The sequence below is a fragment of the Acidovorax sp. Root568 genome, assembly GCF_001427445.1.
In the GTDB taxonomy this organism is placed as follows: Bacteria; Pseudomonadota; Gammaproteobacteria; order Burkholderiales; family Burkholderiaceae_C; genus Acidovorax; species Acidovorax delafieldii.
In genome coordinates this window covers 51,435-70,676 of sequence record NZ_LMGP01000015.1, presented here as the reverse complement: position 1 = coordinate 70,676, position 19,242 = coordinate 51,435, and the positions used below count along the sequence as shown (strand labels likewise).

The 19,242-nt window shown below is 62.7% G+C and carries 24 protein-coding genes; 12 read left to right on the top strand and 12 right to left on the bottom strand.

The genetic code is table 11. The features are described from left to right. Nucleotides 1-26 precede the first annotated feature (26 nt). The 3 genes from ASD75_RS12195 to lexA all read right to left on the bottom strand — a co-directional run bounded on the left by ASD75_RS12195 (nt 27) and on the right by lexA (nt 2,775). Entirely contained in the window at nt 27-1,034 is a 1,008-nt protein-coding gene (locus ASD75_RS12195) for a D-2-hydroxyacid dehydrogenase family protein (RefSeq protein ID WP_056746014.1), read from the bottom strand. 314 nt (nt 1,035-1,348) lie between these two features. Continuing rightward, entirely contained in the window at nt 1,349-1,534 is a 186-nt protein-coding gene (locus ASD75_RS12190; protein WP_056746012.1) for a hypothetical protein, read from the bottom strand. A gap of 566 nt (nt 1,535-2,100) precedes the next feature. Further along, nucleotides 2,101-2,775, bottom strand: a complete 675-nt coding sequence (gene lexA / locus ASD75_RS12185) for a transcriptional repressor LexA (protein WP_056062380.1) — start codon at nt 2,773-2,775, stop codon at nt 2,101-2,103. Nucleotides 2,776-2,858: 83 nt separating this feature from the next. Between lexA and ASD75_RS12180 the strand changes: the two genes are divergently transcribed. From ASD75_RS12180 to ASD75_RS12170, 3 genes are read left to right on the top strand one after another with little or no spacing between them, the layout of a single operon-like run. Further along, entirely contained in the window at nt 2,859-3,818 is a 960-nt protein-coding gene (locus ASD75_RS12180; RefSeq protein WP_056746010.1) for an asparaginase, read from the top strand. 19 nt (nt 3,819-3,837) lie between these two features. After that, nucleotides 3,838-4,257: a hypothetical protein gene (locus ASD75_RS12175; RefSeq protein ID WP_056062387.1), complete on the top strand. Its 420-nt coding sequence runs from the start codon at nt 3,838-3,840 to the stop codon at nt 4,255-4,257. 41 nt (nt 4,258-4,298) lie between these two features. After that, a complete protein-coding gene (locus ASD75_RS12170; RefSeq protein WP_056746008.1) occupies nt 4,299-4,769 on the top strand; it encodes a DUF6152 family protein in 471 nt (156 codons plus the stop codon). Nucleotides 4,770-4,921: 152 nt separating this feature from the next. On the opposite strand, the gene adk is transcribed toward ASD75_RS12170, so the two are convergent. The 6 genes from adk to ASD75_RS12140 form a co-directional block, all read right to left on the bottom strand. Next, the gene (gene adk, locus ASD75_RS12165) at nt 4,922-5,578 is read right to left on the bottom strand and encodes an adenylate kinase (protein WP_056746006.1); all 657 of its coding nucleotides are present in this window, start codon (nt 5,576-5,578) and stop codon (nt 4,922-4,924) included. A 257-nt stretch (nt 5,579-5,835) separates the two neighbouring features. After that, nucleotides 5,836-6,666, bottom strand: coding sequence for a 3-deoxy-manno-octulosonate cytidylyltransferase (gene kdsB, locus ASD75_RS12160; RefSeq protein ID WP_082565010.1), 831 nt, complete (start codon nt 6,664-6,666; stop codon nt 5,836-5,838). Next, nucleotides 6,663-6,845, bottom strand: a complete 183-nt coding sequence (locus tag ASD75_RS12155; RefSeq protein WP_056746004.1) for a Trm112 family protein — start codon at nt 6,843-6,845, stop codon at nt 6,663-6,665. Before ASD75_RS12155 ends, kdsB begins: the two co-directional genes overlap by 4 nt. A 28-nt stretch (nt 6,846-6,873) precedes the next feature. Further along, a complete protein-coding gene (gene lpxK, locus ASD75_RS12150; protein WP_056746002.1) occupies nt 6,874-7,974 on the bottom strand; it encodes a tetraacyldisaccharide 4'-kinase in 1,101 nt (366 codons plus the stop codon). Between the two features lie 5 nt (nt 7,975-7,979). Then, nucleotides 7,980-8,414 (bottom strand): biopolymer transporter ExbD, encoded by a 435-nt coding sequence (locus tag ASD75_RS12145; RefSeq protein ID WP_056746000.1) that lies wholly within the window; start codon nt 8,412-8,414, stop codon nt 7,980-7,982. Nucleotides 8,415-8,419: 5 nt separating this feature from the next. Then, nucleotides 8,420-9,067 (bottom strand): MotA/TolQ/ExbB proton channel family protein, encoded by a 648-nt coding sequence (locus ASD75_RS12140; protein ID WP_056062406.1) that lies wholly within the window; start codon nt 9,065-9,067, stop codon nt 8,420-8,422. Between the two features lie 352 nt (nt 9,068-9,419). On the opposite strand from ASD75_RS12140, the gene xseA reads away from it, so the two are divergent. Both xseA and ASD75_RS12130 read left to right on the top strand, forming a co-directional pair. Then, the gene (xseA, locus tag ASD75_RS12135) at nt 9,420-10,745 is read left to right on the top strand and encodes an exodeoxyribonuclease VII large subunit (RefSeq protein WP_056745998.1); all 1,326 of its coding nucleotides are present in this window, start codon (nt 9,420-9,422) and stop codon (nt 10,743-10,745) included. Nucleotides 10,746-10,954: 209 nt separating this feature from the next. Then, nucleotides 10,955-11,536 (top strand): superoxide dismutase, encoded by a 582-nt coding sequence (locus ASD75_RS12130; protein WP_056062412.1) that lies wholly within the window; start codon nt 10,955-10,957, stop codon nt 11,534-11,536. A gap of 166 nt (nt 11,537-11,702) precedes the next feature. Here the strand turns inward: ASD75_RS12130 and ASD75_RS12125 are convergent, their stop codons facing one another. Beyond that, entirely contained in the window at nt 11,703-12,242 is a 540-nt protein-coding gene (locus ASD75_RS12125; RefSeq protein ID WP_099730139.1) for a DUF192 domain-containing protein, read from the bottom strand. Nucleotides 12,243-12,437: 195 nt separating this feature from the next. Then, nucleotides 12,438-12,641, bottom strand: a complete 204-nt coding sequence (locus tag ASD75_RS12120; RefSeq protein WP_056644838.1) for a hypothetical protein — start codon at nt 12,639-12,641, stop codon at nt 12,438-12,440. A 225-nt stretch (nt 12,642-12,866) separates the two neighbouring features. Here ASD75_RS12120 and icd point away from each other — a divergent pair, with 225 nt between their 5' ends. After that, nucleotides 12,867-14,126: an NADP-dependent isocitrate dehydrogenase gene (gene icd, locus ASD75_RS12115; protein ID WP_056745996.1), complete on the top strand. Its 1,260-nt coding sequence runs from the start codon at nt 12,867-12,869 to the stop codon at nt 14,124-14,126. A gap of 92 nt (nt 14,127-14,218) precedes the next feature. On the opposite strand, the gene ASD75_RS12110 is transcribed toward icd, so the two are convergent. Further along, nucleotides 14,219-15,130 (bottom strand): LysR family transcriptional regulator, encoded by a 912-nt coding sequence (locus ASD75_RS12110; protein ID WP_056745994.1) that lies wholly within the window; start codon nt 15,128-15,130, stop codon nt 14,219-14,221. Nucleotides 15,131-15,236: 106 nt separating this feature from the next. Between ASD75_RS12110 and gstA the strand changes: the two genes are divergently transcribed. From gstA to ASD75_RS12080, 6 genes are read left to right on the top strand one after another with little or no spacing between them, the layout of a single operon-like run. Beyond that, nucleotides 15,237-15,857: a glutathione transferase GstA gene (gene gstA / locus ASD75_RS12105; RefSeq protein ID WP_235511613.1), complete on the top strand. Its 621-nt coding sequence runs from the start codon at nt 15,237-15,239 to the stop codon at nt 15,855-15,857. A gap of 11 nt (nt 15,858-15,868) precedes the next feature. Next, nucleotides 15,869-16,087: a 4-oxalocrotonate tautomerase family protein gene (locus ASD75_RS12100; protein ID WP_056062421.1), complete on the top strand. Its 219-nt coding sequence runs from the start codon at nt 15,869-15,871 to the stop codon at nt 16,085-16,087. Then, complete coding sequence (locus ASD75_RS12095) at nt 16,084-16,464, top strand: nuclear transport factor 2 family protein (protein ID WP_056745992.1); 381 nt, start codon at nt 16,084-16,086, stop codon at nt 16,462-16,464. Before ASD75_RS12100 ends, ASD75_RS12095 begins: the two co-directional genes overlap by 4 nt. 1 nt (nt 16,465) lies before the next feature. Next, nucleotides 16,466-17,566, top strand: coding sequence for an MBL fold metallo-hydrolase (locus ASD75_RS12090; RefSeq protein WP_200947592.1), 1,101 nt, complete (start codon nt 16,466-16,468; stop codon nt 17,564-17,566). Nucleotides 17,567-17,568: 2 nt separating this feature from the next. Continuing rightward, nucleotides 17,569-18,555 carry a catalase family peroxidase gene (locus ASD75_RS12085; RefSeq protein ID WP_056745988.1) on the top strand — a complete coding sequence of 329 codons (987 nt, stop codon included), beginning with the start codon at nt 17,569-17,571 and terminating at the stop codon, nt 18,553-18,555. Further along, nucleotides 18,552-19,232, top strand: a complete 681-nt coding sequence (locus tag ASD75_RS12080) for a DsbA family protein (protein WP_056745986.1) — start codon at nt 18,552-18,554, stop codon at nt 19,230-19,232. The genes ASD75_RS12085 and ASD75_RS12080 overlap by 4 nt, the downstream gene beginning before the upstream one ends. Nucleotides 19,233-19,242: the final 10 nt, after the last annotated feature.

Sequence of the window (19,242 nt, the reverse complement as noted above, 5' to 3'; positions counted from 1 at the left end):
TGCCAACGCCGCAACGGTTTGATCGGTTAGCGCCTGACTTGTAGCGAGCCAGGATTCACGATGTTGGTAGGCGTGCCTTTGATGAAATTCACCACATTGTCGAAAGCTGCACCAAAGTAGAGCTCGTAGCTGTCCTGCTCCACGTACCCGATGTGTGGCGTGCAGATGCAGTTTTCCAGGCGGAGCAGGGCGTGGCCTTGCAGGATGGGTTCGCTCTCAAACACGTCCACGGCCGCCAGGCCCGGGCGACCCCGGTTGAGTGCTGCGATGAGCGCGTCGGGTTCAATCAATTCTGCACGGGACGTGTTGACCAGCAGCGAGGTGGGCTTCATGCACGAGAGGTCTTCAAGCGAGATGATGCCGCGCGTTTCGTCGTTCAGGCGCAGGTGCAACGAGATCACGTCGCACTGCGAAAAAAACTCTTCGCGCGTGGCGGCGGCCTGGTATCCATCCGTCAGCGCCTGCGCGCGCGAGGCTTCACGCCCCCAGACGCGCACGTTCATGCCAAACGCCCGTCCATAGCCGGCCACCAGTTGTCCGATGCGGCCGTAGCCCCAGATACCCAGTGTTTTACCCCGCAGTACGCTGCCGACTCCGAAGTTGGGGGGCATCGATGCGGTCTTGAGACCGGACTGCTGCCAAGCGCCATGCTTGAGGTTGGAGATGTATTGGGGCAGGCGGCGCATGGAGGCCATCACCAGGGCCCAGGTCAGCTCGGCGGGAGCCACAGGGGAGCCGACCCCTTCTGCCACGGCGATCCCCCGCTCAGTACATGCCGCTACATCAATATGGCTCCCAATCTTGCCAGTTTGGGCGATGAGCTTGAGGCGCGGGAGCTTTTCGACCAGTTGGCGTGTGATCTGGGTCCGTTCGCGGATCAGCACAATGATGTCGGCGTCTTTGAGTCGCACCGAAAGCTGCCCCAGCCCTTTGACCGTGTTGGTGTACACCTTGGCGGTGTATGCGTCGAGCCGAGAGGCGCAATGCAGCTTGCGCACTGCATCCTGGTAATCGTCGAGGATCACAATATTCATGCCGACATTGTGCCTTGGCGGGCGCAGCGGAATGCCACAGGGGCCGTGCTGGGCATACCAAAGCCTGCGGTTTTTTGGTGACTGAGTGCTGCATGGGCCCCGTGGACGTACTTCTTGCACTGCGCGTGCACGGAAGTCCGGACTCAGAGAGTGCCATGCACCACGACTGCTGCAGCCTGGTGCTGTTTTTTGGACCTGCCGGTGCCCCGGTGTTAGACGTTTGCGGATCGAGCACTGCCTGACATTGCCGCAGCCTTGGTGCGCGGGGCGTAGAAGAGGGCTTGGCGCTCGTGGCGCCTGCTGTGCTCTGCGAATCAGGCCCGGAGCGCCTCGGATGCTGCCAGGCGGTCCAGCTCTGCGCACACATCGGCCATGCGGCCGGCAATTACCAGGCGGCAGGTGCCTGCGTCAGAGGCCCGGCGCAGCACCCGGGTGGATTGTGGTGGGCAGTTGTCTGCACCCACTGACGCCAAAAAGGCCTGACGTTTGCTGCCGGCCATGTGTGTTGGCAGGAAGGAGCGGTGGGTGGCAGCGGATCTGGTCGGGCTTTCTGGCGTTTGTACTGGAGGTTTGGCGGTAAAGGGCCAATTTCCGCGCAATGGACGTTGTGCCAGTGGCTCTGTGGAGTTGCTGGGGACCAGGGTTTGGGCGTCGTCGCTGCGGGAGGCCGATGCTGGGGCGTTGCCTGGCCTGGCACGTCTCATGCCGACTGGCAGTGCCTGCAGGTCCAGTCGGTCTTTGGGTGCACTGGCTGGGTTGGCAAGCAGCTTTTTAAGACTGCGAAGAGGGTTCTGCACAGCAGACAGGGTGAACAAAGCAATTCCCATGTGAAAACTCCGAAAGTCGGGGGTTGAACATAGGCAGGATTGCAAAGTGGTCGAACACCAGTGCAGACAGACGCAGTGCGAGTTGATCCCTCGACCGTGCAGACAGCTGCTCCGCCGATCCATCAAGCATTGCCTGAGAGGCCTTGGCATTCAACGGGACCTGCACCGCAGGGCTGGTGAATCGGTTGTATCCGTTCACCAAACGCCCGCCACCCACGGTGCGGCCCCTGGGGCACACGCTACATCAGCATGGTGTTGCGGATAAGTCCCACTGCCAGTCCTTCGATTTCGAAAGGCTCGCCGGGCTGCACCACGATCACGGGATAGTCGGGGTTTTCGGGCAGCAACTCGATGGCAGTGGCCGTGCGGCGAAGTCGCTTGACGGTGACATCATCGCCCAGGCGGGCCACGATGATCTGACCATTGCGAGCCTCACGGGTGGACTGCACGGCGAGCAAGTCACCGTCCATGATGCCGGCGTCGCGCATGGACATGCCCCGCACCTTGAGCAAGTAGTCGGGCTTGTGTTGGAAGAGGCTGTTTTCCACACTGTAGGTCTGGTCCACATGTTCCTGCGCGAGAATGGGCGACCCCGCAGCCACCCGACCTACCAGGGGCAAGACCAGCTGCGACAGACCCGGGATGGGCAGACTGAATTGGTTGCCACGGGCTGCGTTGATGGAGCGAACTGTGTCTCCGCGCAAGCGGATGCCGCGCGAGGTGCCGCTGACCAGTTCGATCACCCCTTTGCGGGCTAGGGCCTGCAGGTGCTCTTCGGCCGCGTTGGCTGACTTGAAACCCAGCTCGGCCGCGATTTCTGCGCGGGTGGGAGGCGCGCCGGTGCGTGCGATAGCGGTCTGGATGAGATCCAGAATCTGCTGCTGGCGGGCGGTGAGTTTGGGGTTGTCGAGCATGGTGGTTTCCGGTGCAGGCGGTTACAGTGGCGAACAACTGTTTTTTAATCCAGTAACTGTATTTTTCACCAGTTTTTCGGAGTATGCAAGTGAGTGGGCAAAAAATTGTGGTTTTGGGCACCGGTGGCACGATTGCGGGCACCTCTGCACAGGCGGGAGACAACATCGGCTACACCGCTGCCCAGGTGGGGGTGGAGCAACTTCTGACGGCCGTGCCAGGCCTGCAGGCATTGGCAGGGGGCGCCTTGGCTGCTGAGCAGGTGGCGCAGATCGACAGCAAGGACATGGATTGCGAGGTGTGGCGCACGCTGGCTCTGCGGTGCGCGCACCATTTGAGCGACCCGGAGGTGAGAGGTGTGGTCATCACCCATGGCACGGACACCCTGGAAGAGACCGCGTGGTTTTTGCACGAGGCGCTGGATGCGCGCAAGCCCGTGGTGCTCACCTGCGCCATGCGGCCCGCCACAGCCCTGACCCCCGATGGACCCCAGAATCTGCTGGACGCTGTGGCAACGGTATTGGCACCCGGTGCCACAGGTGTGCTGGCTGTTGCGGCGGGTGAAGTGCATGGCGCACGGCATGTGCAAAAGGTGCATCCCTACCGCGTCAATGCCTTCAGCTCGGGCGAGGCCGGTCCTTTGGGATGGGTGGAAGAGGGCGTGGTCCGCTGGGCATGCAATAGCCCGGTAGCGCATGTCAATCATGCCGATAGCGCTATGAATAATATAGTGAACGCTGTGGCTTGGCCGTGGGTGGAAATCGTCATGAACCATGCGGGGGCATCGGGCAGGGCGGTAGATGCGCTGGTGCGAGAGGGCGTGCAGGGCCTGGTGGTGGCCTGCACCGGCAATGGCACGATCCACCACGATCTGGAGGCCGCTTTGGTGCGTGCGCAGGACGCCGGGGTGCGGGTGGTGCGCTCCACCCGCTGCGCGGAGGGGCAGGTGCTGCCCAAGCCGGGGGATGCGCTGCCCGCCTCGCAGGGCCTGTCGCCGGTCAAGGCGAGGGTTGCTCTGATGCTGGATTTGCTGCGGGCGGATTGATCGAAAAGGACTGCCAGCCGTGTTCACCGCACTCAAGACACACGCCTGGGCTTATCCCGCGCTCGAAGTCGTCCACATTGTGGGCATTGCGCTGTTGCTGGGCAATCTGGTGTTGCTGGAGTTGCGGGTGTTTGGGCGCGGTGCGGCCTTGCCGATGAAAGACCTCGCGCGGCTGGGTCTGACTTTGGCCGTGTGCGGCTTTGGATTGGCGGCAGTATCGGGTCTGTTGATGTTTGCCACCCAGCCTGCGGAGCTGCTCAGCAACCGCGCCTTTACCTTGAAGATGCTGTTGTTAATGCTTGCGGGCTGTAACGCGGCGTGGTTTCATGCACGCGGTTCGCTTGCACGCCTGGACGGGTTGGCACGTCTGCAGATGCTGGTGTCCACCGTGATCTGGCTGTCGGTGGTGGCCTGTGGCCGCTGGATTGCGTACCTTTGATATGGCCCCTTGAACCGGGTTTTATTCCTACGGGAGTCTTTATGGGCTTGCAACGTCGTCATGTGCTGATCGCCGCCAGTGCCTTGCCTTTGGGGGTGCACGCCCACCATGGCTGGAGCAGTTTCGATGCAGACCGACCGCTGTATCTGGAGGGCACAGTGCGCAAAGTGCGCTGGCAAAACCCACACGCAGAGCTGGAGCTGGAACCGCCCGCAGCGCTCCGGTTGCCAGCGGACCTTGCGCAACGTGCCATCCCTGCGCAGACAGCGCCCGTGGATGGCCGCGCGCTGCTGGCTAGAACGGTGCTCCCCACCCGCAAGGACCGCGTCTGGGAGATTGAGCTGGCGCCTTTGACCCGCATGCAGGCGTGGCAGGTGCCAGAGATCAAGCCAGGCACCGCCGTATCAGTCGTGGGTTTTGGCCTGCGGGACGAAAAGGGCGAGGCGGTACTGCGCGCCGAGTACCTGTTTGTGGACGGCAAAGCCTACGGCCTGCGGTCCAGTCCTGCCTGAGTCAACGCACACGCCCGCAGCAGGCGGCTGTCGCGGCTGCCGTGCTTCAAGGCGGCCCATGAAAAAAGCGACGCCCTGGTGCGGTGCGTCGCTTTGATGGGGCTTGACCGCCCAACGTGTGTCAGGCGGTTTTTTGCTCCTGGTTCAATGTATCAGCTGGCCAGCGCCTGCAGCGCGCGTGCGGTGATCTCGTCCACACTGCCGGTTCCGCTGATGGCGCGGTACTTGGGCGCTACAGCGGGTTCATCCTTGGCCCAGTTGCTGTAGTAATCCACCAGAGGGCGCGTCTGGTCGCTGTAGACCTGCAGGCGCTTCTTGACGGTTTCTTCCTTGTCGTCTTCGCGCTGGATCAGTTCTTCGCCGGTCACGTCGTCCTTGCCTTCCACCTTGGGGGGGTTGAACTTGACGTGGTAGGTGCGGCCGCTGGCGGGGTGCGAGCGGCGGCCGCTCATGCGTTCGATGATGGCGTCAAAGGGCACATCGATTTCGAGCACATAGTCCAGCTTGACGCCTGCGACCTTCATGGCGTCGGCCTGGGGAATGGTGCGGGGGAAACCGTCGAACAGGAAGCCGTTGGCACAGTCTGCCTGCGTGATGCGCTCTTTAACGAGACCGATGATGATGTCGTCACTGACCAGGGCGCCCGAATCCATCACTGCCTTGGCCTGCAGGCCCAGGGGGGTGCCGGCCTTGACCGCTGCGCGCAGCATGTCGCCGGTGGAGATCTGGGGGATGCCGTACTTCTGGCAGATGAACGTGGCTTGCGTGCCCTTTCCGGCGCCAGGCGCGCCCAACAGAATCAGTCTCATGGATGTCCTCGAAGGTTAGAAATCGGGTGGCGCCGCTGGCGGGGACGTTCGAAGGGCGCCTGAAGCCGTTCTGTGCGCCCGGGATGCGGTGCTCTCGTTACAGTTGAGGATAGCATGTGACCACCTTGCGCTGACTTACATGGGTGACCGTTTCTAGGTCAGCGCCTCCACGTGCCCACCACGGCGCCCCGCTGTACGTCCCCAGTGCGTTGAAAGTGCGTCCGCCGAGCACACCGCACGGCGGCGCCAGAGAGATTTCAGCGAAACAGCGCGCGCACCCGCTCCAGGTCCTCCGGCGTATCCACGCCAGGGCCGGGCGCTGCGTCTGCCAGGTGCACGGCGATGTGGTGGCCATGCCAGAGTGCGCGCAGCTGCTCCAGGGCCTCCACCGCCTCGGTCGGTGCTGGCGCCAGCTGCGGAAATTTCCGCAAGAACCCTGCGCGATAGCTGTAGATGCCCACGTGCCGCAGCGGTGCAAAGCCTTGCAGTGCCTTGACGCCGGGCTGGGCGGCCTGTGCCGCGCCCTCCCACCAGGCCGTGCCCGCGTGGTCGCGGCCAAAAGGGATGGGTGCACGGCTGAAGTAATGGGCCAGACCCCGCGCGTCCAGCACCACCTTCACCACATTGGGGTTGGTGTAGTCGGCCAGGGACGCAATGGCATGGGCAGCGGTGCCCATGCTGGCTTCAGGGCGCGTTCCATCTCGGCCTTGCAGCAGGCTTGCCACTGCATTGATGAGGCCGGGGTCTATCAGCGGCTCGTCACCCTGCACATTGACCACGATGTCGTCGCCGTCCAGCCCCAGCTGTATGCAGGCCTCGGCCAGCCGGTCGCTGCCGCTGGCGTGGTCGGCGCGCGTCATGACGGCATCCACGCCATGCACTGCGCAAGCTTGCAGGATGCGTGCATCGTCGGCCGCCACCACGACGCGGGTTGCGGCGCTCTGCGCAGCACGCTGGGCCACGCGCACCACCATGGGCAGGCCCGCAATGTCGGCCAGAGGCTTGTCTGGCAAGCGGCTTGAAGCCATGCGTGCCGGGATCAGCACGGTGAAAGGGGGGTGGGCTACGGCGGGCACGGGTGCGCTCACTGCTCCAGTTCCCCGTCGGTCAGGGTGCGTGCTTCGTTTTCCAGCAACACCGGAATTCCGTCGCGCACCGGGTAGGCCAGCCGCGCGCTGCGCGACACGAGTTCCTGCGCCTCGCGGTCATAGGTCAGGGGTCCTTTGGTGACGGGGCAGACCAGCAGTTCAAGCAGTTTGGGGTCCATGGGGGAGGAGCTTTCCGAGAGGGTTCGTTCAGGCAGGGGCAGATGATAGCGGCGGCCTTTGGGCTCCTGGGCCGGTCGCAATTCGATGGAGCCAGGCATCGAGGGCGGTAAAAAATTGCGGGTCCATCTGCGCGACCAGGGGAACAGCCAGTGCGTCAGGATGGCGGGTCCAGAGCTTCACGGCGTCTTTTTCAGTGCAAACAAGCTGCATGCGCTGGTCGGATGTGCGCTGCCAGCTATCAAAATCATAGTGATCTGGCAGGGCCTCGGTGCGCTCCAGCGCCAGGCCCTGGGTGCGCAGCATGGCAAAAAACTCGCTGGGCCTGGCCACGGCTGCCACCGCATGCAGCGGTTGCCCCTGCAATTGGGCCAGTGGCACCTGCTGGCCGTTCGACCGCAGGGCATAGGGCCCCAGGCTACGCTGCAGCTCAAATGCAGGCGCCTTGGTCCCGTGCGGCGGCGCACTGCCTGCGTGCAGCACGATGTCCACGGCGCGGGGCCAGGGCTCCCGCAGCGGGCCGGCAGGCAGCAGAAATCCGTTGCCGATGCCCTGGTCATTGAAGATGCAGATCTCCAAGTCCCGCTGCAGCGCCAGGTGCTGCAAGCCGTCATCGCAAATAAGAACGTCGGTGTCAGGGTGCGCGGCCAGCAGCGCGCATGCAGCAGCGATGCGGCGCGGGGCCACAAACACAGGCACTGTGCCACCCGCTGCCACGCTGCGGGCAATCAGGGCGGGCTCGTCGCCCACCTCACTGGCCAGGCTGTCAGGCAGCACCGCACGGCAGTCGTGCGTGCTGCGGCCATAGCCGCGCGAAATCACGCCCACGCGCAGGCCGCGCGCCTGCAGGTGTTTGGCGAGTGCGATGACTACCGGGGTCTTGCCGGCGCCTCCGGCAATCACGTTGCCCACCACGACGACGGGGCGGCCCGGGTGTTCGGAGCGAAGCCAGCCCCTGCGATACAGCCAGTGGCGCAGCGCCACCAACGCGCCATACATCAGGGAAACGGGCCACAGTGCCCAAGCCGCTGGACCCCGGGACTGCCAGATGTTGTGAAGCCGTTGTTCGGCCGTGGGCAGAGAGACCTGCGGGGCCGAAGCCCGGGGCGGCTGCGGCCCGGAAGCGGCCATGCCCGTCAGCGGCTGGCCGCGCGTCCCGACGCGGACGACTGCGTGGCAAACGTGATCTGCGTGAGGCCCACGCGGCGCGCGGCTTCCATCACGGTGACCACGGACTGGTGTGGCGACATGGCGTCGGCGCTGATGATGACCACGCTGTCGCGGCCTGCGGTGGCAGCACTGCGCAGAGCCTGGGCGATGGCATCCACACTCTTGCCTTCCACGCCGGTCTTGTTGACGGCGTAGCGGCCGTCTGAGGCCACCGACACGATCACTTCCTTGGGATGGTCGCGCTGCTGCTCGGCATCGGCCACGGGCAGGGTGAGTTGCAGCTCCGTGAACTTGCTGTAGGTGGTGGTGAGCATCAGAAAGATGAGGATCACCAGCAGCACGTCGATGAACGGGATCAGGTTGATCTCGGGCTCATCCTTGGCGCGGGGACGAAAGTTCATGGCGCTTACTTGGCTTTGCGCAGGCGCAGGATGTGGCGAACAAATTGCTCCGACGCCAGCTCCAGCGTGAGCAGATACGCGTCCACGCGGGCCCGGAAGTAGCGCCAGAAGATCAGCGAGGGGATCGCCACGATCAGGCCAAACGCGGTGTTGTAGAGCGCGATGGAGATGCCATGCGCCAGCTGGGCCGGGTTGCCGCCACCCATGGCCTGGCCCACACCGCCGCCGCCAGCCTGCGAGCCAAAGATTTCGATCATGCCGATGACGGTGCCTAGCAGGCCCAGCAGCGGCGCGGCTGAAGCGATGGTGGCCAGGGCCGACAGGTACTTCTCTAGCCGGTGCGCCACCGCGCGGCCGGTGCCTTCCATGGCGGCGCGCAGGTCGGTTTCGCTGCACTGGGGGTTGCTGTTGAGGGTACGCAGGCCGCTGGCCAGCACTTCACCCAGGGCCGAGTTCTGGGCCAGCTGGTTCACCACGTCGGGGGTGGGCAAGGCCTTGGACGACACCGTGATGGCTTCGTCGAGGAGTTTGGGGGGGGCCACGCGGGCCGTTTTCAGGGCCAGAAAACGTTCAAAAATCAGTGCCAGTCCCAGGACGGAACACGCGATCAGGGGCCAGATGGGCCAGCCTGCGGCTTGTATGATGGACAGCAAATCTCTCTCCGCGCAGATGAAAGCAATCGGCGATTATGGCCTAGCTTGCGGCGGCCACCGCGTCACAAACCGTTACGTTATCGCGCACGCCACCCATCACCGCGCTCACCCACAAAAACTGTGGATAACTTTGTGGGCAACCCATATCCACAGCCTCGCAAAGTGGCTTCGCGCCGTGCTTGCAACAGATTGATGAAAAATTGTGCAGTGAAAAATGTATATAAATCAACAACTTGCACGTGTTCTCGTGTTTTGCAGCCGATTGGGGTGCCCAGTTTGAAGGCAACTCCCGCTGGCTCGAAACTGTGGAGTACTCGCCGGGGGGGCGCGGCGCCAACGCGCGCCGTTTCTCATGTTTGATCGCTCAAGTCCAGCAGCGGCGCCCCGTATCTGGGAAGTTGGCGCGCTGTGCCGCGCCATTGCTGATGCCCTGGAGGCGCGCTTCAATCCTGTCGCGGTGCGCGGCGAGATCACGGGCTTCTCGCGCGCGTCCAGCGGTCATTGTTATTTTTCGATCAAGGACGCCAACGGGCAGTTGCGCTGCGCCATGTTCCGCCGCGCAGCCACGCTGCTTGACTTTTCGCCGCGCGATGGTGAATTGGTGGAAGTGCGCGGGCGTCTCGGTGTGTATGAGGCACGTGGCGACCTGCAGTTCATCGTGGAAAGCATGCAGCGCGCGGGGCAGGGCGCGTTGTTCGAGCAGTTCCTGCGGCTCAAGGCGCAGCTTGACGCCGAAGGCCTGTTCGACACGGCGCGCAAGCGCCCGCTGCCGCTGCAGCCCCGCGGCATTGGCCTGGTCACGTCAGCCGGCGCAGCCGCGCTGCACGATGTGGTCACGGCGTTGCGCCGGCGTGTGCCGCACATTCCGGTGGTGCTGGTGCCAGCGCAGGTCCAGGGTGTGGCAGCCCCGCCGTCGATCATTGCGGCGCTATCAAAACTGTATCTGCTCGCGCAAGCGGGGCAGGCGCCTGGGGCTGATTCGAACCGGCATCCGCCCATTGACGTGATTTTGCTGGTCCGTGGAGGTGGCTCCATCGAGGACCTGTGGGCCTTCAACGACGAGCAACTTGCCCGCACCATCGTGCAAAGCCCGGTGCCCCTGGTCAGCGGGGTGGGGCATGAGACCGATTTCACCATCGCTGACTTTTGCGCCGATCTGCGTGCACCCACCCCCACTGCGGCGGCCGAGCTGGTGGCCCAGCCGCGCGAGGTCTGGCTGGGCGCGCTGGGGTTGCTGGCAGGCCGCCTCAGCGATGGTGTGCAGCGCCAACTGGATACCCGCCACCAGCGTCTGGACCAGGCTGCAGCCCGCCTCGGCCGTCCCTCAGGGCTGGTGGCGCGCCAACAGCTGCAACTGGCGCGCCTTGCGCAGCGCATGCGCCATGGGGTGCTCCTGAAAATGCAGCGCCTGGCGCAACGCCAGCAAACACTGGAAACCCAATTGCCCCAGGCTCTGCAACGCAGTGCTGCGCAGCACGCCGAGCGGCTGGACCGTGCTGCCTTGCGGTTGGAGCTGCTGGACCCACGCTTGGTACTGCAGCGCGGTTATGCGCTGCTGACCGACACCAGCGGCCAGGCGGTGACCAGCGTGCGCCAGGCCCAGCCGGGCGACGCGCTGCGGGCCACGCTGGCCGACGGCGCTGTGGATGTGACGGTGTCGCAGCCACGGTTGCTGTGAGCGGATTGCGGAGGGCGAGGGCTGCAGGGCTTTTTTGTAGGACAGCGGCGGTTTGTGGCGTTGCGGGTGGGGAACCGGGAGCCCACATGCTGCACAGGTCACCTGATGTTCCTACAATGCCCCCTTCGCGCTGTGTCCGACTGCATTGCTCAGGAAAGCCCGCGTTGCAGACGGCATCCCAGAATTTCAAACCACGAGGAAACACCACCATGGAACACACTCTTCCCCCGCTGCCCTACGCCATCGACGCCCTGGCCCCGCACTACAGCCAGGAAACCCTGGAGTACCACCACGGCAAGCACCACAACGCCTACGTGGTGAACCTCAACAACCTTCAAAAGGGCACCGAGTTCGAATCCCTGACGCTGGAAGAGATCATCAAGAAGGCCAGCGGTGGCATCTACAACAACGCTGCGCAAATCTGGAACCACACCTTCTTCTGGAACTGCATGGCTCCCCAGGGTGGCGGTGAGCCTTCTGGCGCGCTGGCCGCAGCCATCAACGCCAAGTGGGGCAGCTACGCCGCCTTCAAGGAAGCCTTTGTGAAGTCCGCCGTGGGCAACTTCGGTTCGGGCTGGACCTGGCTCGTGAAGAAGGCTGACGGCAGCGTGGACATCGTCAACACCGGCGCCGCTGGCACGCCCCTGACCACCGCCGACAAGGCCCTGCTGACGGTGGACGTGTGGGAACACGCGTATTACATCGACTACCGCAACATGCGTCCCAAGTTCGTCGAAACCTTCCTCGACAAGCTGGTGAACTGGAAGTTTGCTGAAGCCAACTTCGCCTGATCGCTCCAGACAGTCGCGGTGTGACCTCGCACCGCGCAGGCAACAAAAAACGGCCCGAGGGCCGTTTTTTGTTGCACGGCAGAAAATTTGAAGTGTTTCCGACTGGATGCGTTAGTGAATTATGGTTCTGTTGCTATTGAATGTGTAGCATCAGAAGCCCTTGACGTCACTGCCGGGCAAACGGAGTCCCACTGAGTTTGGCCCCGGCCTTGATGCCTTTCTTGGCAAACCAGCCCTGGTTCATCTCCAGCACGTAGCGCACGGGCTTGGCCGAACAGTGTGAATCCAGTGTCTGGGGCTTCATGTCCTCCAGGTTCACGATGGTGCCGTCATCGGCAACGAAGGCCGCCGTCAGGGGCAGCAAGGTGTTCTTCATCCAGAAGCATTGCTGGGAGGGCTGCTCAAACACAAAGAGCATGCCTTCGTGCGCGGGCATTTCCTTGCGGTGCATCAGGCCGGTCTGGCGCTCCTGGGGGGTGAGGGCGACCTGGGCGTCGATGCGGTGCATGCCGGCCGTCAGTTCCACGCGCCGCAGGTTCATCTGCGGGCCTTCCTGCGCCTGGGCGACCCCAGCGGGCGCGGCCAGTGCACATGCCGCCAGCCAAACCCCCCAGGCCCCGACGGCGCGGCGGGCACGGCTGGGAACACCGGTCGCCCCGCGCAGTGCGGGAAGCGGGAAGGCTGGGAGGGCGCGTGAGGCGGTCATGGGCGGGACTTTCTGGCAAAAAAGACAACACAGGGTGCGGCAGCTGCGCCAGGGACGGACTGCAGCGCTCGCAAAAAGTTCAGGCGGTGCGCAGAGCATGCGCAGCACCAAAGAAAACGCCCGCAGGAGCGGGCGGTTTTTGAATCAGCGAAGGCCTGAGGGCCCCGTGGTGGGTATGTCAGGCCTTGCGATGTTTCAGGCGGCCTTGTGGGCGGTTTTCTTCTTGGCGACCTTTTTGGTGGTCTTTTTCTTGGCGACCTTCTTGGTGGCCGGTGCTGCTGCCTGGGCCGTCATGGGAGCGGCTGCGGGAGCGGTGGTGGCAGGGGCGGCTGCGGGTGCCTGTGCAAAAGCACCAGCAGTGAACAGACCGGCCACGAGGACAGCGAGGAGTTTTTTCATATATGCCGTTTCCAGTGTGAACGAAGGTTGAAGGGCCGGACGAATTCCGTACGGCTCCACTCGCAACGATAGCAGCGCGCGGCCCGTTGACAGGGTCTTGGACGAAATTTTTTGTCATTAGAATGGTTTGAAACCACACTGGCGCGCCTGCGGCGGTGCTTCTTTTCCTCGCTTTGCCCCTCATCGACCGAATCAGACTCGGCGCACATCGGAGACTCCCCACCCATGACCACCTACCAGCACATCGTGGTGCCTGCCGAAGGCCAGAAAATCACCGTCAACGCCGACATGTCCCTGAATGTGCCGGACGAGCCCATCATCCCCTTCATCGAAGGTGACGGCACCGGCTTGGACATCACGCCCGTCATGATCAAAGTGGTGGACGCAGCCGTGGCCAAGGCCTACGGCGGCAAAAAGAAAATCCACTGGATGGAGGTGTACGCGGGCGAAAAGTCCACCAAGGTGTACGGTCCCGATGTGTGGCTACCCGATGAAACCCTGCAGGTGCTGCGCGAGTACGTGGTGTCCATCAAAGGCCCGCTGACCACGCCCGTGGGCGGCGGTATCCGCTCGTTGAACGTGGCGCTACGCCAGGAGTTGGACCTGTATGTGTGCCTGCGTCCCGTGCAGTATTTCAAGGGCGTGCCCTCGCCGCTGAAGGAACCCGAAAAGACCAACATGGTCATCTTCCGCGAGAACTCGGAAGACATCTACGCCGGCATCGAGTTCGAGGCCGAGTCGGACAAGGCCAAGAAGCTCATCAAGTTCCTTCAGGACGAGATGGGGGTAAAGAAGATCCGCTTTCCTAACACGTCCGGCCTGGGCGTGAAGCCCGTGTCCATCGAGGGCACGGAGCGCCTGGTGCGCAAGGCCATCCAGTACGCCATCGACAACGACAAGCCCAGCGTGACCATCGTGCACAAGGGCAACATCATGAAGTACACCGAAGGGGGCTTTCGCGACTGGGCCTATGCCTTGGCACAGACGGAGTTCGGTGCTGAGCTCATCGACGGCGGGCCCTGGTGCCGTCTCAAGAACCCCAAGAACGGCAAGGAAATTACCATCAAGGACAGCATCGCCGATGCCTTCCTGCAGCAGATCCTGCTGCGCCCGGCCGAGTATTCGGTCGTGGCCACGCTGAACCTGAATGGTGACTACATCTCTGACGCGCTGGCGGCACAGGTGGGCGGCATCGGCATTGCCCCCGGCGCCAACATGTCCGACTCGGTGGCCTGCTTTGAAGCCACCCACGGCACGGCGCCCAAGTACGCGGGCAAGGATTACGTCAACCCCGGCTCCGAGATCCTGTCGGCCGAGATGATGTTGCGCCACATGGGCTGGACAGCGGCTGCCGACCTGATCATCAGCTCGCTGGAGAAGTCGATCGCATCCAAGAAGGTGACCTACGACTTTGCCCGCCTGATGGAAGGTGCCACGCAGGTCAGCTGCTCGGGGTTTGGGCAGGTCATGATTGACAACATGTAGTCGCATCCGCCTTGGCTTCGGGGCGGTTCAAAACGTCTCCATAAAAGAAGAACCCTGGTGCGTCATTCGGACCAGGGTTTTTTGTTTGCGCCTCAGCGTCCCAGCGCGCGTACCAGATAGTCGATGAGCACCCGCACCCGCAGGGGCATGTGCCGGTTGCCTGGGTAGATCAGCGAAAACGGGCGTGACGCGCCCGCATGCCCCGCCAGCACTTCGACCAACTGGCCGTTGCGCAGATCCTCCTCCACCAGAAAACGGTACGTTTGTACCAGGCCTGCTCCTGCGCGGGCCAGCGTGACCTGACCCAGGATGTCATCAGCACAGCGCAACTTGCCCTGGGTCGGCCATTCCAGGGTCTGGCCCTCGTGCACCAGCAACCAGGGAACGACCTGCCCGCTGCTCGGCAGCACGAACTGCACGCATTCATGTAGTTCCAGCTCGTCTGGCGTAGCGGGTGCGCGGTGGCGTTTCAGGTAGGCCGGGGCTGCGACAACGATCAAGGCCGCGTCCTCCAACTTGCGAGCCACCAGGCTCGAATCTGGCGGTGTTCGGCCACGGATGGCGAGGTCAAAACCTTCCTCGGTGAAGTCCACGTTACGGTTGGACAACTGCAGTTCTATCTCTATGTCGGGGTACTTCTTGCTGAACGCGGGCAAGAGAGGCAGTACGCGATGGTGGCCGTACGAAGTGGGCAGGCTCATCCGCACAAGGCCTGCTGGCTTGAGTTGCTGGCCCGACGCCTCACGCTCTGCCTCGCTGAGTTGCGTCAGCGCCTGGCGGCATTGGTCGTAATAGCGCTGCCCAACCTCCGTCAGGCGCACTTGGCGCGTAGTGCGCATGAGAAGGCGCACGCCCAGACGCTCCTCCAGCCGTGCCACTGAACGGCTCACGGCAGCCGCGGTGAGTCCTGTGGCCTTGGCTGCCGCAGTGAACCCCTGGTGCTGCGCCGTCAGGCAGAACAACTCAATGCTGCCCAGGCGAAGGTTGTCGAATTGCCGGTTCATTGTTGATTCTTATGTAATTAGTGATTTGAAATGAATCTAGTTTATTGTCAATTTCATCGCAAATACAGTTGCTGCATCACCAACCACGGACATAAGGAGTCCCAAGATGCAGAACTCGATCAAGCTTTACTACTCTCCCGGCGCATGCTCGCTGGCGACGCACATTCTTCTGCGCGAAACCGGCACGCCATTCACGCTGGAGAAGGTGGATACCCACAAACACACCACCAGCACTGGCGGCGACTTCTATGCCATCAGCCCCAAAGGCCAGGTGCCTGTGATCGAACTTGCTGATGGGACACGGATCACCGAAGGGCCGATAGTTGCTCAATATGTGGCGGACCGGGCGGACGCACGCACCCTGATGCCCCCCGCAGGCAGTCTGGAGCGCTACCGGGTCATGGAGTGGCAGAACTACGTGACGGCGGAACTGCACAAGTCTTTCACCCCGCTGTTCCACAGCGATGTGGATGCCAATGCCAAGAAGGCGCTGGCTGCTGTGCTTTACAAGAAGCTGGTCTGGCTCGACGGACAACTGGCTGGCAAGAGCTACCTCACGGGCAGCGATTTCACTGCCGCTGATGCCTATCTGTTCGTGGTGCTGGGCTGGGCCAAGTTTGTTCAGATCGACCTGGGGGAACTGCAGCACATCGGCAGCTTCATGGCGCGTGTGGCAGCCCGCCCCGAGGTCCGTGCCGCGATGCAGACCGAAGGCCTCGTAGCCTGAGGAATACTCCCATGCCTTACATCAAGATCCAGATCACCCGCGAGGGTGCATCGCGCGAGCAAAAGGCCCAGCTGATTCGGGGCGCTACCGACCTTGTCGTGCAGGTGCTCGACAAGAACCCTGCCACTACTTTTGTTGTGATCGAAGAAGTGGATACCGACCACTGGGGCATCGCTGGCGAAACCGTGACCGTGCTGCGTGAGCGGGCGAAGAAAGGCGGTGCGCAATGAGTAGCGCCGCTGACTTTGCCGCCATCCATTCGGTGCTGGAGCTGTACCTCGACGGCCTTTACCACAGCGACACAACGCGCCTGGCCAAGGTGTTTCATCCGCAGGCCCTGTACGCCACGGCGGTGGGAGAGCAACCCATCTTCTGGCGCATGAACGAGTACTTCCCGGTGGTGGATGCTCGCCCAGCCCCTGCGGCGAGCGGCCAAGCGCGCACCGACCGCGTGCTCTCCATCGACCTGGTAGGCCCCGTCACGGCACTGGCCAAACTCCAGTGCTCCATTGCGCCCAAACATTTCATCGACCTGCTGACGCTGCTCTGGCTGGACGGACGCTGGCAGATCGTCTCCAAGGTCTTTCATTACGACATCAGAGATTGACATGAATATTCTTCGACCTTTCTCCAAGCCGTTTCTCTCTTCAGTGGGCGGGCTGGCGCTGTATTGCGTCACTGCATTGCTGCTGGGTTTTTCTGCCAGCGCATCGGCTCACCAAGAGTGCGCGGCCCCAGGGTGTGCTGCTTCGGAGCCTTACCATGGAATGCCCGCGATTGCGGCCATTGGAGCACGCACCGGCAAGTACATGGAAATCCCCGAAGCTGCCAAGGGGCCCAGCATTGACCCCGCGAAGGGTTATCGAATCCAGGAACTGGGGCGCGGCCTGTACATGGTGACCGACAACGTCTACCAGGCGATGTTTGTGGTGCACGAAAAAGGCGTAGTGCTGGCTGACGCACCGCCCCCGCTGGCCGGTTTTATCGCGAAAGCCATCCGTGAAGTCACGGGCAAGCCGATCACACACATCATTTACAGCCATGCCCATGTTGACCACATCGGTGCAGCAGGGGAGTTGCTAGCCACGCTGCCGCGCCGACCTGTGATCATTGCGCACGAAGAAACCCAAACCATCCTGGCGCGTGCACGTGATCCCAAACGCCCGCTGCCCGGCGTCACCTTCCGCGACAAGTACACCCTCAAAGTGGGCGGGCAGCGCCTGGACCTTTCGTACCACGGCAATGGTCATGAGCCGGGGAACATCTTCATCCTGGCACCTGAGCAACGTACGTTGATGGTGGTGGACGTCATCTTTCCCGGATGGATGCCGTGGAGACGCCTTGCGCTGGCGCAGGACATCCCGGGCTACTTCAAGCAGGTCGAGAAGATCAAGTCGATGGACTTCGACTGGCTGGTTTCTGGCCATGTTGCACGCGCCGGTACCAAGGCCGACGTCGCCATGCAACACGAGTTTTTGCAAGATCTCAAGGAGGCTGCCGGCAAGGCACTGCAGAACACTGCCTTGGGCGAGGGCATGGATGCCCGCGACCAATCCAACCCCTGGGCCGTCTTTGACAATTACATAGACCGCGTGGCGGCCCAATGTGTGAACGCGTTGACACCCAAGTGGGCTTCTCGCCTGGCGGCTTTTGATGTGTACATCTGGGACCAGTGCTTCACCATGGAGCAGAGCCTGCGGCTGGATTGAACATGGTACTCAGAAACTACATCTACCTCATGTTGCTCGCGCTGGCCGTTGGGCAGCCGATGGCGGTAGTAGCCCAACCATTGACAGAGTCTGTGGACGCATTGGAGGCGTTGTTTGGCAAACACGCTGGCGTGCGTCGTACGCAGACGAAGGGGCTGTGTGCGAAGGGCTTCTTCATCGGAACTGCCGAGGCACGAGCACTGAGCAAAGCGACTGTTTTTTCGGGAGCCCAAGTGCCAGCCCTCGCTCGGTTTTCGGTGGGTGGGGGCAATCCCGGCACGTCGGACAAAAGCCGCTCAACACGTGGTCTGTCGCTCAAGCTGGACCTTCCCGATGGGGCAGTCTGGATGCAGGCCAACCTGTCTGCTCCGGTATATTTTGTGAAGGACCCGGCGGACTTCGCTCCGTTTGTCCGATCCCGCGTCCCGGACCCGGTGACCGGCAAACCGTCTCCAGAACGCTTGGCAGCATTCAACCTGGCTCACCCCGAGTCGTTGCGCCAGGGGAAATATCTGGCCGAGCGTTCTGCGCCTGCGAGTTATGTCACGACTCCTTATTGGGGCGTGAACGCATTCATCTTCCGGGCTCCGGATGACCAACGCCGCTTTGTGCGTTGGCGCTTTGAGCCGGAGGCGGGAGAGCAGCGGCTGAGTGAGGAGCAGAGCATGCAGCTACCCGACGATTTTCTCGCGGCAGAGCTGAAGGAGCGACTTGCCAGAGGACCCGCTTCCTTCCGGTTTTTGGTGCAGTTGGCTGAAGACGCCGACGATCCCAGCGACCCGACCGTCGCGTGGCCAGAACAGCGTCGGCAGGTCACTGCAGGGCGTCTGGTGATTGAGAGCTTGTCCGAGTCTTCGACCTGCGAGCCCGTCCTTTTCAATCCCCTGGCTCTGCCGGATGGCATCGAACCTTCTGCCGACCCGGTGCTGCTGGCGCGTCCAGCCGCATATGGGATTTCATTCGGGCGCCGAATGGCGGAGCGCCAATGAACGCCGCCGCCAGCGAGCGACACCGCTTGGTGTTTGTGGGAGACCCCATGTGTTCATGGTGCTACGGCTTCGGACAAGAACTGTCCGAGGCACTGGCCCAGCGGCCCGAAATGCAGCTCGACATCGTCACTGGTGGTCTGCGTGCAGGGGCTACTGAGGTATTGGACGATGCCGGCAAGCGCTTGAGGTTGTTTCACTGGGCGAAGGTGGAAGCACAGACAGGCCTGAGCTTTGACCGAGAGGCCCTCCTGGCTCGGCGAGGCTTTGTATACGACACAGAGCCTGTCTGTCGCGCGGTGGTTGCCGCTCGGCTCAGTCAGCCGGGTGCAAACCTGTTGGCCATTTTTCGGGCGCTGCAAAAGGCTTTTTATGCCGACGGCTTGGACACGACCGATCCAGAAGTGCTGATTGCTGTAGTGACTCAGGCGCTGTCGGTACAGGCGTTGGATGCCCAGGGGCTGCAGGAGTGCTTCGTGGCCGATGCCACCCTCCAGGTGACTCAGAGGGACTTTGCGCAAGCGCGTCGCTGGGGCATCACCAGCTTTCCCGCACTTCTGGGCAAACATGGCGAGCACCTGGTCCGCCTGGTGGATGGCTTTGCCAAAGCGCCCGTGTTGCTTGCGACCATAGATCGTTGGATGGATCAGACATCGATGACAGTCACACCCCGGGGCTAGCGGGGGAAAG